Below are 14,817 nucleotides of genomic sequence, written 5' to 3'. Positions count from 1 at the left end.
GCGTCCTTCTTTTTTCCTCCTGTCCCGCATAACTTTTAGAGATGGAAATATAGAACATGCTTTAGAAGTTTTCCCGCTGCAGGGGGGGTGAAACATGCGGATACGACGCCGCGGATGGCGGAGCCGGACAAGGCGGCCGAAGCGCAGACGGAAAGTCTGGATCGCTGTCGTGATCATTACCATCATTGGTATGGTTCAATTTGTTCAGTATGTGGAGCGACGGATGACAGGACCGATCGTTCACTTGGCTCAGATTCGGGTCAAACAGATCGCCACCGAATCCATCAACGATGCGATTACCGCTCAGGTGGCGAATCAAGAACAAGTTGGGCAATTGATCGATTGGAAGACGGACGATAACGGAAAAATCACCGGATTTATGCTGAACTACTCCGCGCACATGAAGGTGACCTCCGAGACGATTCAAACGGTTCGGCACACGCTGGACGAAGTGGCCCGGTTATCGGAAACCATCCCGCTGGGGCAAGCCTTGGGTAGTCCGCTCCTGGCTTCCTTTGGTCCGAGTATTCCGATCAAGATCGAGCCGAAAGGGGATGTGAAGGTCGACTTGAACACCCGACGCCAGGATGCCGGCATTAATATGATTCTTGTGGAAGTATACCTTCGGGTGAAAACGGAACTGGCCGTGGTTGTCCCCTTTGATATGGAATCACAGGCGGTGGAAACGGAAATCCCGGTCTCTTACCTGCTCGTGGTCGGGGATGTACCCATGTATTATTATGACAGTAAGGGCAATCCGGTCGGCGAGGGCCAAGCAGATGCACCGAACATTGCTCTTCCCGCGTTGCCGGGTGGCACTGATACGGCCGAACCGCCGACAACTAAGGAGGAGACGGTTACGCCGGACGGGGCCGACGGAGCGGGAGAAGCTGGTGGGAATGCAGAGTCAGGGAATACGGGCACGGAGATACCTTCCAATTCAGAAACAAATGCAGGGGGACATAATTAAAGGGCGCCGGTTATTTGGACGCCCTTTTATTTTTTTTGGAACGTTCGGCTTGCTCCCATTTTTTCAGCAGTGGATAAGGATCAAACGCCCATTCCGTGCTTCCGGTATCCCGGTAGATCCCGTAATGCAGGTGCGGCGGGAATTTTCCCGATGTCCCCGGCGGGCCGTAACCGCTGCTGCCAACCCATCCGATGGTTTGACCTGGTTCGACGAAATGGCCGACTTCAATGCCTTTTTCATAACCTTGCAGATGCGCATAATAGTGGTATCGGTTGTTGATATCCCGAATTCCCATGCGCCAGCCGCCGTAGGGGTTCCACCCTTTTGTTTCCACCACCCCGTAGCAAACGCTGCGCACGGTTACGCCCATCGGGGCGAACAGGTCGGTTCCCTCATGGATACGCAGTCCACCCCAGCCGCGCCGATCACCCCAAGTATCGCGAAACGTATAGATGCTGCGTAACGGAAGCGGGAATGCGCTGTCGCTCAAATCCAGCCGTCCCCAGTTCCTGTACATTTTCGCGAATTGACGGATCCGCTCTACGGCAGAGTCGTTTTGATAGTAACGCCATAAGGCAATGCGGAAGTCCTCTTCCTTATAGCCGAAACCGGTTAAATAAGAAGCCAATGTAAACAAGGCGTCGCGATCGTTCTTCGGATCGGCTGCGCCATCGGCGGTGGCGTCTTTCCCGCTGCCGCCAAATAACTCGATCGTGGCCGGGTTCCGGTCCTCAGGATCCGGATTAAGCGGGCCGGTCCAAAAGGCTTCCTTGAAACGGAATCCGGTTATACGCTGTTCCAGCTGCTGTTGCTCCTTCCGCGGCGTGATGGTACGTTCGTACTGATCCACTGCGGCAAGCCAATACCAGGGAACTTTAGTCAACAGCTCCATTTCCTCGTATAACGTGCGCCTTTGATCGTAAACGCTGGTTACCGCTTCTGCCGATGTCCCCGGGGCGGCATCGGCATCGAGAGCGCCAATCCCTGTTCCCGGCCATAACGAGGTGAGAAGCGACACGCTGACGATACACCAAACCGCTTTGCCGCGGGCAAATCGATGAGACTTCAAGGCAAGTATTCCTCCTTCGCCTTTATTTTGCACGCGATTCGTGACCTCTCTTAGATTGAGGCAAATGTTGTGTTTTTATTCCATTTTGCGAAGTAGGTTTTTCCAGCGGTTTCATGATATAATAAATGGCGCTACGGCTTAAATCACAAGAAGGAAGGTCTTGCGCTTTGGCAAAACAAATCCAGGAACCGAAACCGGATTGGATTCGTATCAAGCTAACAACAGGGGATAATTACCAAGATATCAAGCAAATGATGCGCTCCAAAACCTTACATACCGTTTGTGAAGAAGCGCGCTGTCCGAATATATATGAGTGCTGGGCGAACCGCACCGCAACGTTTATGATTTTGGGCGATATTTGTACACGGGCCTGCCGCTTCTGTGCGGTAAATACCGGTCTGCCGACTGAGCTTGACTTGCAGGAACCTCAGCGTGTTGCTGAAGCGGCGGAGCAAATGAGCTTGCAGCATTGCGTCGTTACCAGCGTGGCCAGGGACGATCTGAAGGATGGCGGGGCCAGTATTTTCGCTGGGACGATCAAGGCGCTACGCGAACGGTTGCCCCTCTGCAACGTAGAGGTGCTTATCCCGGACTTTCAGGGCGACGAAGAAGCGCTGCGTATCGTAATGGAAGCGAAGCCGGATATTTTGAACCACAACATCGAAACGGTGGAACGGATGTCCGACCGTGTCCGGGCGAAAGCGAAATACCGCCGCTCCCTGGAACTGCTGCAGCGGGCGAAAACGATGAAGCCGAATATTCCGACGAAATCCAGCATCATGCTGGGTGTCGGCGAGGAGTGGGACGAGATTTTGCAGGCGATGGACGATTTGCGGGCCGTGGACTGCGATATTTTGACAATTGGACAATATTTGCAGCCCACGCCACAGCACCTGCGCGTAGAGAAGTACTACAAGCCCGAGCAGTTTGCGGAGTTGAAAGAAGAAGGGATGAAACGGGGCTTCAGCCACGTGGAATCCGGTCCGCTCGTGCGTAGCTCGTATCACGCCCATGAACAGGTCAATTCGGCCAAGAAACAAGCAGGCGTTCCCGCTTCGTCGTAAACCAGAAGGAGGATGGATCCTTTGATTCAAATCGGCGGCAGAACCTACGAACTGATTCAGAATTATCGGGAGGCTTGGGATCCCGAGGCTTTTAAGCAGCGGTACAGCGAGGTCCTTGACCGCTACGATTATATTATTGGCGATTGGGGTTACGAGAAGCTCCGCCTTAAGGGCTTTCTGCGGGACAATCATCCCAAGGCGAATCGAGATACGGCTTATTCCGGGATCACGGATTATATCAATGAATACTGCAATTTCGGCTGCGCTTATTTCGTCCTGCAGAAGGTGAAGGACAACCATAAGGACAAGGACAACCCTAAGGACAAAGACGCGGGAAACGGAAAAGTCGAACAGCTGCAGGAAACAGAAGCGGCCTCCGAATAATCGGAGGCCGTTTTATTTCGTCTTATGAAATTAGTTTATGGATAAGTTCAGAAGGCCTTGTTTATAGCTCCAAGTCAGCTTCGGAAATTTCTTCTGGAACTCGTGCAGTTCCAGATAGGATTCGCCATCCACGATTTTGGCCGTTTTGGCGGCCAACGTGAAGCCGGTTTGCTTACCGAGGTGATCCGTAATGGTTAATTTCCCGTTACTTGGAGTCCAGGCTGGGGTGGCTTGAATCAGCGAGGACAACAAGCGGGAAGGAGCATACACTTGCTTACCGCTCTGAAGGACATCGATATAACCCGGGAAAGCCGTTCCGTTAATGTTCAACGAAGCAGGTCCTCCGCTTACGCTGACATGCCGTACGCCGGCTTCATACATTCCGGTAATCAACTGCGCCGCCGCGTTGTTCTTTACCTCCAAGTCCGGCTTCAAACCAACGTGGTTGAAATCCAGTTTCTTTGGTGTTAGGTAAGCTTGAACCGTCAGCTTCAGGGAGCTGCCATTGGATAACGGGAACACGTTCTGGATCCGAGCTTTCCCGTAAGTTTGTGCACCCACAACCTTGGCGATCCCGTTGTCGCGCAGTGCCCCTGTCAGAATTTCCGAAGCGCTGGCGGAGAGCCCGTTGGTTAGTACTACTACCGGTATCCCGATGTCTTCGCCGCCCGTGATCTCTACGGGCTGCAGTTCGCCGCTTTGATCGGTGGTATACATCAGGACCCCAGTTTTCATAAACTGCTTAGCGATATTGGCGGCCGACTCCACGTAACCCCCAAGATTGTCGCGCAGGTCCAAGACGAGTGCACCGATCCCAGCTTGGCGCAGGGAGGTTAGCTTTTGTACGAATTCCTCGTCCGCCGTATCAGAGAAGGAGGAGACCGCGATGTAACCGACCTTACTCGAAGGAATGATCGATCCGGTAACCGAAGGCAGCGAGAAATGGGCTCGCGTAATCGGATAAACCAAAGCTTGTCCGGTCCGGTTAACCGTGATCTTGACCTGGGTGTTCTCCTCCCCCTGAATCCGCGCCACGTCCTCACTGCTGGTTACCGATTGCCCGTCCACCTTGGTGATGATATCGCCCGCTTGAAGACCTGCTTTGGATGCGGGGGAATTCGGCAACACATCGGTGATGTACAGCTTGTCGTTATAGAAGCGAAGTGTAACTCCGATGCCCACGAATTCCTGATTTACGCCATTCTCAAAATCCTGTAGATCCTCTTTCGAGAAATAATCGCTATATGGGTCATCCAGCGAATAAACCATGCCGCGGATCGCATTATCCAGGAACTCTTGGCGCTCCACCCCTTCAATATTGTAAGCTTCCAAATAATCCAATACTTCCTGGAGCGCTTGGAGATCGGAAGAGGTTTCCGTCGAACCTAGTTGAATGATCGTTCCGGCCTCGGCGGTACTTGCTGTTCCAGCCGCCTTCACCGCTCCGGCTGCTTGCGGCAAGCCCAGCAGCGCGAGGGATAACATCGGGATTAATGCATACTTGCGGAATGAAGTTAAGATCATATTCAGTTCTTCCTTTACATAAATTTCGATATTCAGGAGCTTGTCTTCCCCGTCCAATTAATCCAGGAACGCGTTACTCACCCGATTCCAAAACGGAAACGGCCGGTAGCGGACAAAGCTGATTTTCCGCTCGGAGACCTGGCAGCGGACGGAGACCAGATCATTCATCGGCAGATTGACGTGGTCAATCGTCAGCAATAAATTTTGTTCCTTACGCGAATAAATATCGCAGTGATGATGCTTGGGCAGCACTAGCGGGGAACCCAACGTCCGGAACACGCGATTGTTGATGGAAGCAATCTCCGTGATCTGCAGCGCCTCAATCGTGGGGTGGATCATGGCTCCCCCCAAGCTTTTGTTGTAAGCGGTGCTGCCGGAAGGGGTGGATACGCAAATGCCGTCGCCGCGGAACATTTCAAACATCTGGTCGTTGATATCCACTTGGGCAACAACGGTCCCGTCGACGCCCTTCAGCGTAAACTCGTTCAGGCAGATGTGAGAGGATGTCCCCGATTTCTTCTGGATTTCCAGCTCGATCAAGGGGTAACGGACAATGCGGGGCCTAAGCAATCCGGGATCCGAATGTCCGCTCATCATCTGCACCAGTTCGGGTATTTCGTCCGCTTTCCAGTCGGCGTAAAAACCCAGATGGCCGGTGTGAATCCCGACGAAGGCGATGGAAGAAATTTGATCGATAAATGTATGGAAGGCATGAAGCATCGTGCCGTCTCCACCGATGGAGACGACGATATCCGGGGATTTCGCATCCAGCTCAAGCCCTTGCTCCGCCGCGAGCTTATGGAAGGTTTGGCTTAATTCGACGGATAGTTGGTCCCCACGGTCAAGTACATAGTATCTCAAGTTGACAAGCTCCTTTGAAAGAGGCTGTTCAAAAAAACGCCGTTTTGAACACGCGCTTGAATATCCTTTTGTAAAGATCATAATCAATTCACCAGCAGAACACAACGTTTCATTTTCGCTGCCGCATGCGATGAATGAATCCGGACAGGAATGACAAAATAAGCAGGATCGCCATCGTCATCAGAAAGAATCGGAGCGCTCCCGGAAGGGCCTGCCAACCGTAAAGGACCTCTTCTCGTCCAAACTTAGGCGAAGCGATAGCCCAAGCCGGTGCGGCCCCCATGAGAGGATTCCAGATGAGCAGCAACAGCCCGGCGGATAACACGGCGTGAAGGAAACGAGCCACGAGGAATGGGAAATAACGCAGGTCAGCGTCATTTAAGATACTGGCTACCTGAGCATGTACCGATAGGCCGCCCCAAGAGAGGATGAATGCGGCTGCTGCGGCTTTGAACATGAGGGGGATTCCTTCCGGCGCCGCGGCCGATTTGGCGCCCAGGGTCACTTCGAACAGACCGCCCATCAAGGGTTCGGCCAACTGGTTGGGCAGCCCCAAGAGCGGCAGTAGATGGCGAAACCCGGCATATAAAGAGTTCATGAAGCCCGAAGCGGTGAGCACTTCAAGAATGACGGAAAAAAATACAACGAGGCCGCCGACGACGGTCATCAGTTGCAGGGAAGAGGCGACCGCTTGCCGCAGCAGTTCCCCGAGGCTGCGGCCGTCCTGAATCCGTGCCTCATGCATCGCCTTCAGCGCCAGCTTCAGGCTGAAGCGACCGGATTCGCCACCTTCATCGAGACTTGCCGGTTCGTTGCGGTCAGGGCGGTAGAACCGCATGACCAGCCCGATCAAGAGTGCCCCTCCGTAATGGGATAACGCGAGCGCGCCGGCCAGCTTCGGGTTACCGAAGAAGCCAACCGAAACCGCCCCGATCAGAAAGATCGGATCAGACGACGTGGTAAAGGAGACAAGACGTTCTCCTTCTACTCGGGAAACGAGACGCTGCTCGCGCAGCTTGGTAGCCAGCTTGGCGCTCACGGGGTAGCCGGAAGCAAATCCCATGGCCAGTACAAAACCGCCGCTGCCCGGGATCCGAAACACCGGTTTCATCAACGGATCAAGCAGCTTGCCGAGAAAATGGACAATTCCAAAGCCAAGCAGGACTTCGGAGATCACAAAGAATGGAAATAGGGACGGAAACAGCACGTCCCACCAAATGGCCAGACCGCGGACCCCGGCTTGCCAGGAGGCTTCCGGGTAGCTGATCATCAGTACGGCTAGCAAAAGTGCGGCAAAGAGGAATAGAAAAGCCGTCAAGCGTTTGAATACCATGGGGTACGCCTCCACATCAAATCATAGTGAAGTGTATGTTTTGGCTGGGACAAACAGCACAAAAAAATAAAGGAAGCGGTTTCAAGAAGGGCTGATATTTCTGAACTTCTATGTTAAAATGATTCTAGAAGACCAATTTGGATCTTTTGAACCAGCTATGATCCGATCCTAAACGTGGCAGCAGCCAAATTTTGTGGATGGAGTGATGTTCATGAGCATTGTCGCAGGGATCCTTGTCTGTGCTTTTGTTTATGTTATCCGCGCCTCTCTCGTCCATTCCGGCGAAGAGGATTGGCGCAGCTACTGATAGATTCCAGACCCGCATATAAGTAGAAGCTCCGGTAGGAGCTTTTATTTTTTTTTGATATAATAAGGAAAAAACGGAGGCGGTGAACTGATGAATCAAGGCGCAAGCCTATACGACAATCTTGGCGGTGAAGAGACGATTCGGCGACTGGTGGAGGCCTTCTATCCCCGGGTTCAGCGTGAACCGTTGCTTGGCCCTTTATTCCCGGAAGACATTACCCCGGTGATGGAGAAGCAATTTATGTTCTTGTCGCAGTTTTTTGGCGGACCTTCGCTCTATTCCGACGCCGTTGGCCATCCGATGATGCGTGCTCGGCATCTGCCGTTTCCGGTAACCCAGGAACGCGCCGAGGCCTGGCTGGCCTGCATGAGTGCCGCGCTGGAGGAGATAGGGGTCGAGGAGCCGTTGCGAGAATTCGTGCTGGAGCGGTTGTCCGGTCCGGCTTTTCATTTTGTAAATACACCTTAGTCGATAACAGATCATCCGCCGAGCGGACTATTGAAAGGAAGTAGGACGATTTGGAACTTGAACCTCTGTATCAGATCAAAGTCACTTGTATCCATTGCCAAAATGAATTTTCAACCTCGCGCTTGCGTCCCAGCTTTAAACGGGCCATACGCACGGATACGGACTTTTGCGGATATTATCAGAAGGAGAACCCGGATTATTATGTGGTTCGGGTATGTCCCTCATGCGGATTTGCTTCGACGGAGAATTCGGTATCCCGCCTGACCGACCGGCAGAACGCTCTATTCGAGGACGCGATCGCCAGCCGATTCAACAAGAAGAGCTACGGCGGCCATCGCGATTGGGAAACGGCGCTGGAGACCTACAAGCTTGCGTTGATTTGCGCCCAGACCATCGGAGAAACCGACCGGATCATTGCCAGCTTGCTGCATCACATCGCTTGGCTGTACCGGTATCAAAGCAATGTCGAACAGGAGAAACGGTTTCTGGAGTTTGCGCTGGAGGCCTATATCCGCGTATACGAAAATGAAGGCGTTGGCGGCAGCGATGCCCGCTTGATGTATTTGATCGGCGAGTTGTACCGGCGGGTTGGCAATTACAACGATGCGGTCAAATGGTTTGGACGCGTCATCAACGACAAGCGAATTGTGGATGCGGCAATGATCCGGGCTTCCCGCGAACAGTGGGCGCTGCTTCGCGAGGAAATGCTTAGCGGCGGGCACGAGCTGCCTGAAGAAATGCGCGGTTGACGGACAAGCCTTCACGGGAGTTAAGCATCAAGAAGGGCCGTCTCGGAAGAAACGGCCCTTCGTTGCGTATCGATTTTCCTAGGCGTCTTGGAATTCAGCGGCTGGATTTACCGAACAACCGTATCGGTTAACAGGTAATCGTTGTCGCAGTCCAGGACATGAAGCTTGTTCCCGCAGCAGGGAAAGACAAGCAGCTTCTTCTTCCCTTCATGGATCGTCTTCAGCTCGCGGGGCTTCAGCGGCAGCAGCACGTTGCTGCTGGAGCAAAACGGGCATTCATGTACATAAACGTCCCCCATGACGACGTCATAGGGCCACGACTGATTAAAAGGGATCATTCCGAATCGGCAGGCGGGTTGCCCGCCTCTTCTTTGGCTAATTCAGCGATTTTTTGCAATAGAATGTGCTGCGGCATATGCATAAGGTGCTCAATCGGCACTTTGAGTTTTGCGGCTAATTTCACGGCGGTATCCGCCGAAATTTGCAACGGTTTCATCGAATATCCCTCCTATATTCTGTCGGCTAGTTAATAGTGCAACCACTATTAGCATACACTGTTACCCCATAAGCCATCAATAATAACGATACGGAAAGGAAGCGAATCTATGTCACGATTTGCCGAAAACATTCAACCCACTTGGGAACTAGAAAGCATTTTTCCGGGAGGCTCCGCGTCCGCGGCACTGCGCGATCATCTAGAAGCTTTGGAACGGGATATTACCGGGTACCAGGCCATGCTGAAAGAACTGGAGGCCCCATCCACACTGGAGGAGACGAAGGCGCTGGATGGCTTGATTGCGGACCTGCAATCAGCCGCAGCCCGTCTGTATGAGGCGAACAGCTTTGTCGGCTGTCTGACGGCGCAGGACCAACATGATAAGAAAGCCGTTCAGCTGGACGCGAAAATCACTTCTCTAGGCGCTTCCTTTAGCAATGTCATGACATTATTCTGGAACGTTCTTCGGATGACGAATGACGAGGTCTGGGAAGCGTGGATGAAACGGGAAGAAATCGCGCCAATCTCCTTCGTGCTCTCCGAGAAACGGGACCTGGCCCGGGAGAAGCTGGCGCCGGAGCTGGAGAATCTGGTCTCCGATTTGGCGGTGGACGGCTACCATGGATGGGGCCAGCATTATGATACGATCGTCGCCAAAGTAGGCGTGCCTTTTGAAGAGGCGAATGGTGAGATCAAGACGTTATCGGTAGGCCAGGCGGCCAATAAGCTGGATGATCCGGACCGGAATGTACGGGAGCGCGTGTTTGCCAGCTGGGAAGAAGCATGGACAAAGTCGGAGGATTACTGTGCCGATACGCTGAATCGTCTGGCAGGGTTTCGGCTGAAATTGTACGAGAAACGCGGCTGGGACGATGTGCTGAAGGAACCGTTGGCCATCAACCGGATGTCTAAGGCTACATTGGACGCGATGTGGCAGGTGATCGTCGAAAATAAACCGAAGTTCGTCGCTTATCTGGAACGCAAAGCCAAGCTGCTTGGCGTGGATAAGCTGAGCTGGACCGACGTGGATTCCCCATTGGGGCAAGCAACCGGTAAAATAACGTATGAACAGGCAGCAGAAGATATCGTTAAGCAATTCGGTAATTTTAGTCCCAAGCTGGCTGAGTTCGCCACGATGGCGTTTAACAAACGCTGGATCGAGGCGGAGGACCGTCCCGGCAAACGCCCCGGCGGATTCTGTACTTCCCTGCCGAAGAGCAAACAGACGCGTATTTTCATGACGTTCGGCGGCACGGTTTCCAATGTCTACACGCTGGCGCATGAGCTTGGGCACGCGTATCATCAATCCGTAATGGAAGAATTGCCGATGTTTAATCAGGATTATGCGATGAACGTAGCGGAGACCGCTTCGACCTTTGCCGAGATGATCCTGGCCGATGCCTTCGTGAAAAATGCGGCGAATGATCAGGAGAAGATCGTCCTGCTTGCCGACAAGGTACAAAACTCGGTGGCCTTCTTCATGAATATTCATGCCCGCTTCTTGTTCGAAACCCGGTTCTACGAGAAACGCCAGCAGGGCGTGCTGGATGCTGCCGAGTTGTCCGAGCTGATGGAGGAAGCGCAGCGCGAAGCGTTCCAGGAGGCGCTGGGCAGTTATCACCCCCATTTCTGGGCCTCCAAGCTGCATTTCTATATCACGGACGTGCCTTTTTATAATTTCCCGTACACCTTTGGATATATGTTCAGTACCGGGCTTTATGCCCTGGCGCAGCGGGAAGGTCAAAGCTTTGCGGCCAAGTATGATGCGCTCTTGCGGGATACCGGCCGGATGACGGTGGAAGAACTTGCCGCCAAGCATCTTGGGGTTGATTTAACAAAGCCGGATTTCTGGCGTGAAGCGATGGCGGTGAATGTGGCCGACGTCGACGCTTTCTTGGAACTGACCAAGTAACTGTACGGATACTCTATGGGCCCCCTCGAGTGGGGGCCTATTTTCTTTGGAGCTTTTTGTCGGAAAGGGGAGAAAGATCCATCCTAAATAGGTATAAATAACCATTTTTGTTGCATATTGTTGATAGAAAGGAAATATTATCCTATAATGTGACATAAGCCCTATATCATAGGTTGCAATCTTTTGGGGGAAAGGTGGGAGGATATGCTGAAAGCTGAGCAAATTTCACTCGTTAGGCAGATCGACATGGTTTTTAAGGAGCTGGAGGAGGAACTGGCGGGGTTATCTTCGGGAACCGTATTTCTGCAGATCCGGAATAATACCGTCGGTAAGTTTGGCATCCGCCACAATCCGATTGCCGGCAGAAACGGGCAGCTTAGTGAAGATGCTCGTGGGTTAAATGCGGAACAGATCCATTCTTTTCGGATGATGGCGATTCAAGCGCTTCAGTTCAAACGGTACTGGACGCATGGCGAGATCAGCTACGAATTTGCATTACGTCAGGGTGCCGTAGTTATCGACGCGGTCATGGAATCGAATTATAACATGGCCAATTTACTGATCCAACGGTATCCACATAAAGATCACGGTACAAATACATATGGGAACCTGTCTTCCTGAGGTTTCAACCGACAAAGGGAAACAGGCGATCTGCTAAGCAGACCGCCTGTTTCTATAGAGGGTAATAGGAGTATGCAAGTTACAGGTTCGAACGACCCGACAATTGCTGCTCCGCCAGTTGAACCAAACGTTTTGTGATATAACCTCCAAGAGATCCGGTTTCACGGGAAGTATAGTTCCCATAGTAACCGTCTTGCGGGATTTGTACGCCCAATTCCTGCGCTGCTTCCATTTTCATTTGTTGCAACGCAGCGGTCGCTTGAGGAACAACAAGGTTATTACGGCTTCCGCGGCTTTGACCTGCCATGTTTGTCACCTCCTTTGGCGTTAGTGATGTTAGTATGGTTCGTAGGTTGCAAAATATGCGGGAAGATCCAAAGCTAGGGCAGTGGTAATTATTTCATTCGGCTCGAAAACCGCGTCACAACGCAAAAAAACCGCCTTCTAGGAAGGCGGAAATTTTGAAAATAGGATGGGATCATCCGTGATCCGGATAGATCATCTCCAGGGAAAGATTTAATTCCAGCGTCTGCTGAGGGGTTAACTCGATGAGTCCGGTCTCATTGGCCGGGAGGGCCAAATTTGGAGCGTCCGGCAGCCAGGTATAAGGCTCGATACAGAAAAAATGATCTGCTTCCCCCTTAGAATAGATGACCCAAAACTTAAAATGTTCCGGATCGGCCGAATAGCGCAGTCCATAGCCATCCTCTCGCATCATCAGGGCTTCAACCGGTTTGTTGCCGATGCGCAGCATCGTGTCGCAATTGACACCTTGCAGATTCATCCCCGGATTCAGCGCTTCCCAATCCCCTAACGGAGCCGTCTCCCCGGTAGGGATATTTTCCTCATCCGAAACGAACAGATTCGACACCGGTAGCTGCAGATTCCAGCGCTGGGGTTCTCCATCAATCATAAACCAGGTGTGCAGCCCCAAACCGAAAGGAGCGGGCTTATGACCCAGGTGGGTAATCTTAAAGGTTTGCTTTAAGCTTGCCCCCTGCAGCCGGAGCGTCATCTCTAGCTTCAAAGGCTCGGGATACTGACGGATCCAGCCGGGATCGTCAGAGGTTACGAATTCCGTCGTAATGGCGCAGCCATCATCATCTTCTTCAATATCGCTTACACACCAGCTTTGCGTCCGGTGTAAACCATGGATGTGGTTGTCGTTCGCCGTGTTGCGGTCGAACTGGTATTCTTGCCCGGCATACGTGAAGTGCCCTCTACGAATACGCCCAGGAGGGGTTAAGAGCGGGATGCCGAAATGATAGGGCTTTTGCAAATAGAAATCAAGTTCATTTTCTTCCGGATGACGCAGCACATCGCGCTGCTGGACATTGTCCCATATACGAATGACGTTATTTCCGAGGCGGGGTAGTAGCGTGACTTCAAGTTCGCGGCTATGTAAGATGTACGTATCGTAACCGTTCCATTGCCCTTTGGTCACCTTTTTCATATCGTTGCTCCTTTTCCCACATAATCAAGATCCTTAAGGCTAGACTAATCATAACACTTTTTCCGTTGGACGAAAAATGGATTTGACACCACCTTCCGGGCAAATTATGATAAATACAATACGAAAACAGCGGAGATGAGGGGAAGTAAGCAAAGGATTCGTCCTACAGAAAGCCGGTGGTTGATGCGAACCGGTGGAGGAGCTTTTGCCGAATGGGCCTCGGAGCGCCGTGCTGAACATGAAAGGGTGAAGAGCCTTTTCTCAGTAGGCCGGACGGGTGATCCACGTTACGGATTGATAAGGCCGATTTTCTAGGGGCAGTGTTCATGTGATACCTGCTAATCCCAAATCGGCGAATGAGGGTGGCACCACGGTCTCACGTCCCTTTGCGGACGTGGGGCCTTTTTGCGTTTCAACGGTCACACTCGCATCAGAACTTTGTTATCGTGAAATCTTATGTAGGAGGGTTTTCTATCATGAAAAAAGTACTATCCGGCATCCAACCCAGCGGCAAACTGACGCTAGGCAATTACATCGGGGCCATCAAAAATTTCGTTACGCTGCAGCACGATCACGCCTGCAACTTTATGGTCGTGGATTTGCACGCGATCACCGTTCCGCAGGAGCCTGCCGCACTGACGGAGCAATCCGAAGCGGTGGCTGCGCTGTACATCGCCGCCGGCATCGATCCGAACAAAGCGAACGTATACCTGCAATCCCACGTGATGCAGCATGCGCAGCTCGGATGGCTGTTGACGACGCTCACTTCGATGGGCGAACTGGAACGGATGACGCAATTCAAAGACAAGTCTGCCGGCAAAGAGTCCGTCGGGGCCGGGCTATTCGTGTATCCCGCCTTAATGGCGGCGGACATTCTGATTTATAACGCGGACCTGGTGCCGGTTGGCGAAGACCAGAAGCAGCACTTGGAATTGACCCGCGATTTGGCCGGCCGGTTCAATCACCGGTTCGGCGACTACTTTACGTTGCCGGAGCCGTATATTCCGGAGGTTGGCGCGCGAATCATGTCCCTGGACGATGCCTCCAAAAAAATGAGCAAAAGCAATCCGAATCCGGGCAGCTATATTGCTCTGCTGGATTCGCCGGACGAGATTCGTAAGAAGATCAGCCGGGCGACGACCGATTCGGGCCGTGAGGTGAAATTTGATCCGACAGGCAAGCCGGAGGTCAGCAATTTGATCACGATTTACAGCCAGTGCTCGGGGCTGTCCATCGCCGAGGTGGAGCAGCGTTACGAAGGACAAATGTACGGGCCGTTCAAGAAGGACCTGGCCGAAGTCGTTGTCAGTGTGCTGGAACCGCTTCAGCAGCGGTACCGCGAGATCCGTGAGTCGGGCGAGCTGCGCAGCATCTTGCGCCAAGGCGCGGAAAGAGCATCCGAAATGGCCGAGAAAACGTTGCAGGACGTACAGCGCCTGATGGGGTTTGTCGGCAAATAAACACAGGTGTAGAACGGGAAAGGGTGTGCTTGGGGCAATTTATTGCCTCGGGCCCATCCTTTTTTTCGTTCGTGCGGCCTCCATCTATCGGAGGGGGACAAAATGATGATTCAGGTACGGCAAATCGACTGCCCCTGCCTAAAGTT

The 14,817-nt window shown here is 52.6% G+C and carries 16 protein-coding genes and 1 other annotated feature; of the genes, 8 read left to right on the top strand and 8 right to left on the bottom strand.

The genetic code is table 11. The features are described from left to right. Positions 1 to 94: 94 nt before the first annotated feature. A complete protein-coding gene (gene yunB, locus MKZ15_RS19085; protein WP_193417348.1) occupies positions 95 to 970 on the top strand; it encodes a sporulation protein YunB in 876 nt (291 codons plus the stop codon). A 10-nt stretch (positions 971 to 980) separates the two neighbouring features. On the opposite strand, the gene MKZ15_RS19080 is transcribed toward yunB, so the two are convergent. Then, complete coding sequence (locus MKZ15_RS19080) at positions 981 to 2,039, bottom strand: M23 family metallopeptidase (protein WP_193417349.1); 1,059 nt, start codon at positions 2,037 to 2,039, stop codon at positions 981 to 983. Between the two features lie 167 nt (positions 2,040 to 2,206). Here MKZ15_RS19080 and lipA point away from each other — a divergent pair, with 167 nt between their 5' ends. Further along, on the top strand, positions 2,207 to 3,103 hold the full coding sequence (gene lipA / locus MKZ15_RS19075; protein ID WP_213623257.1) for a lipoyl synthase: 897 nt from the start codon (positions 2,207 to 2,209) through the stop codon (positions 3,101 to 3,103). 12 nt (positions 3,104 to 3,115) lie between these two features. Continuing rightward, positions 3,116 to 3,487 carry a YutD family protein gene (locus MKZ15_RS19070; RefSeq protein WP_239483754.1) on the top strand — a complete coding sequence of 124 codons (372 nt, stop codon included), beginning with the start codon at positions 3,116 to 3,118 and terminating at the stop codon, positions 3,485 to 3,487. A 30-nt stretch (positions 3,488 to 3,517) separates the two neighbouring features. Here MKZ15_RS19070 and MKZ15_RS19065 read toward each other — a convergent pair whose 3' ends face one another. The 3 genes from MKZ15_RS19065 to ylbJ form a co-directional block, all read right to left on the bottom strand. Then, positions 3,518 to 5,011 (bottom strand): S41 family peptidase, encoded by a 1,494-nt coding sequence (locus tag MKZ15_RS19065; protein ID WP_339817389.1) that lies wholly within the window; start codon positions 5,009 to 5,011, stop codon positions 3,518 to 3,520. Positions 5,012 to 5,068: 57 nt separating this feature from the next. Next, entirely contained in the window at positions 5,069 to 5,872 is an 804-nt protein-coding gene (locus MKZ15_RS19060) for an NAD kinase (RefSeq protein ID WP_339817387.1), read from the bottom strand. Between the two features lie 109 nt (positions 5,873 to 5,981). Next, a complete protein-coding gene (gene ylbJ / locus MKZ15_RS19055) occupies positions 5,982 to 7,205 on the bottom strand; it encodes a sporulation integral membrane protein YlbJ (RefSeq protein WP_339817385.1) in 1,224 nt (407 codons plus the stop codon). A gap of 397 nt (positions 7,206 to 7,602) precedes the next feature. Between ylbJ and MKZ15_RS19050 the strand changes: the two genes are divergently transcribed. Further along, positions 7,603 to 7,980: a globin gene (locus tag MKZ15_RS19050; protein ID WP_193417353.1), complete on the top strand. Its 378-nt coding sequence runs from the start codon at positions 7,603 to 7,605 to the stop codon at positions 7,978 to 7,980. 50 nt (positions 7,981 to 8,030) lie between these two features. Further along, entirely contained in the window at positions 8,031 to 8,729 is a 699-nt protein-coding gene (locus MKZ15_RS19045; protein ID WP_339817383.1) for a DUF2225 domain-containing protein, read from the top strand. 107 nt (positions 8,730 to 8,836) lie between these two features. Here MKZ15_RS19045 and MKZ15_RS19040 read toward each other — a convergent pair whose 3' ends face one another. Both MKZ15_RS19040 and MKZ15_RS19035 read right to left on the bottom strand, forming a co-directional pair. After that, positions 8,837 to 9,067, bottom strand: coding sequence for a hypothetical protein (locus MKZ15_RS19040; protein WP_059041126.1), 231 nt, complete (start codon positions 9,065 to 9,067; stop codon positions 8,837 to 8,839). Then, entirely contained in the window at positions 9,064 to 9,225 is a 162-nt protein-coding gene (locus tag MKZ15_RS19035) for a YycC family protein (protein WP_155606144.1), read from the bottom strand. Before MKZ15_RS19035 ends, MKZ15_RS19040 begins: the two co-directional genes overlap by 4 nt. Positions 9,226 to 9,334: 109 nt before the next feature. On the opposite strand from MKZ15_RS19035, the gene MKZ15_RS19030 reads away from it, so the two are divergent. Then, entirely contained in the window at positions 9,335 to 11,137 is a 1,803-nt protein-coding gene (locus MKZ15_RS19030; protein ID WP_339817379.1) for a M3 family oligoendopeptidase, read from the top strand. 204 nt (positions 11,138 to 11,341) lie between these two features. Continuing rightward, positions 11,342 to 11,758: an O-methyltransferase gene (locus MKZ15_RS19025; protein WP_155606146.1), complete on the top strand. Its 417-nt coding sequence runs from the start codon at positions 11,342 to 11,344 to the stop codon at positions 11,756 to 11,758. A 79-nt stretch (positions 11,759 to 11,837) separates the two neighbouring features. Here MKZ15_RS19025 and MKZ15_RS19020 read toward each other — a convergent pair whose 3' ends face one another. Both MKZ15_RS19020 and MKZ15_RS19015 read right to left on the bottom strand, forming a co-directional pair. After that, positions 11,838 to 12,065 (bottom strand): alpha/beta-type small acid-soluble spore protein, encoded by a 228-nt coding sequence (locus MKZ15_RS19020; protein ID WP_155606147.1) that lies wholly within the window; start codon positions 12,063 to 12,065, stop codon positions 11,838 to 11,840. 171 nt (positions 12,066 to 12,236) lie between these two features. After that, positions 12,237 to 13,211 (bottom strand): aldose 1-epimerase, encoded by a 975-nt coding sequence (locus MKZ15_RS19015; protein ID WP_155606148.1) that lies wholly within the window; start codon positions 13,209 to 13,211, stop codon positions 12,237 to 12,239. A gap of 123 nt (positions 13,212 to 13,334) precedes the next feature. Beyond that, positions 13,335 to 13,600 (top strand) — a binding site (T-box leader). Between the two features lie 87 nt (positions 13,601 to 13,687). Here MKZ15_RS19015 and trpS point away from each other — a divergent pair. Then, on the top strand, positions 13,688 to 14,671 hold the full coding sequence (gene trpS / locus MKZ15_RS19010; protein WP_193417356.1) for a tryptophan--tRNA ligase: 984 nt from the start codon (positions 13,688 to 13,690) through the stop codon (positions 14,669 to 14,671). Positions 14,672 to 14,817: the final 146 nt, after the last annotated feature.

This window comes from Paenibacillus sp. FSL R7-0216 (genome assembly GCF_037969915.1).
GTDB lineage: Bacteria > Bacillota > Bacilli > Paenibacillales > Paenibacillaceae > Fontibacillus > Fontibacillus rhizolycopersici.
The sequence above is the reverse complement of the archived record's forward strand: the minus strand, read 5'-3'. Positions and strand labels throughout refer to the sequence as shown.

Excerpts from the sequence above, each read along its gene's own strand:
- yunB (WP_193417348.1), top strand. The coding sequence starts at position 95 with ATGCGGATACGACGCCGCGGATGGCGGAGCCGGACAAGGCGGCCGAAG.
- MKZ15_RS19070 (WP_239483754.1), top strand. The coding sequence starts at position 3,116 with ATGGATCCTTTGATTCAAATCGGCGGCAGAACCTACGAACTGATTCAG.
- MKZ15_RS19065 (WP_339817389.1), bottom strand. The coding sequence starts at position 5,011 with ATGATCTTAACTTCATTCCGCAAGTATGCATTAATCCCGATGTTATCC.
- ylbJ (WP_339817385.1), bottom strand. The coding sequence starts at position 7,205 with ATGGTATTCAAACGCTTGACGGCTTTTCTATTCCTCTTTGCCGCACTT.
- MKZ15_RS19050 (WP_193417353.1), top strand. The coding sequence starts at position 7,603 with ATGAATCAAGGCGCAAGCCTATACGACAATCTTGGCGGTGAAGAGACG.
- MKZ15_RS19040 (WP_059041126.1), bottom strand. The coding sequence starts at position 9,067 with ATGATCCCTTTTAATCAGTCGTGGCCCTATGACGTCGTCATGGGGGAC.
- MKZ15_RS19035 (WP_155606144.1), bottom strand. The coding sequence starts at position 9,225 with ATGAAACCGTTGCAAATTTCGGCGGATACCGCCGTGAAATTAGCCGCA.
- MKZ15_RS19030 (WP_339817379.1), top strand. The coding sequence starts at position 9,335 with ATGTCACGATTTGCCGAAAACATTCAACCCACTTGGGAACTAGAAAGC.
- MKZ15_RS19025 (WP_155606146.1), top strand. The coding sequence starts at position 11,342 with ATGCTGAAAGCTGAGCAAATTTCACTCGTTAGGCAGATCGACATGGTT.
- MKZ15_RS19020 (WP_155606147.1), bottom strand. The coding sequence starts at position 12,065 with ATGGCAGGTCAAAGCCGCGGAAGCCGTAATAACCTTGTTGTTCCTCAA.
- MKZ15_RS19015 (WP_155606148.1), bottom strand. The coding sequence starts at position 13,211 with ATGAAAAAGGTGACCAAAGGGCAATGGAACGGTTACGATACGTACATC.
- trpS (WP_193417356.1), top strand. The coding sequence starts at position 13,688 with ATGAAAAAAGTACTATCCGGCATCCAACCCAGCGGCAAACTGACGCTA.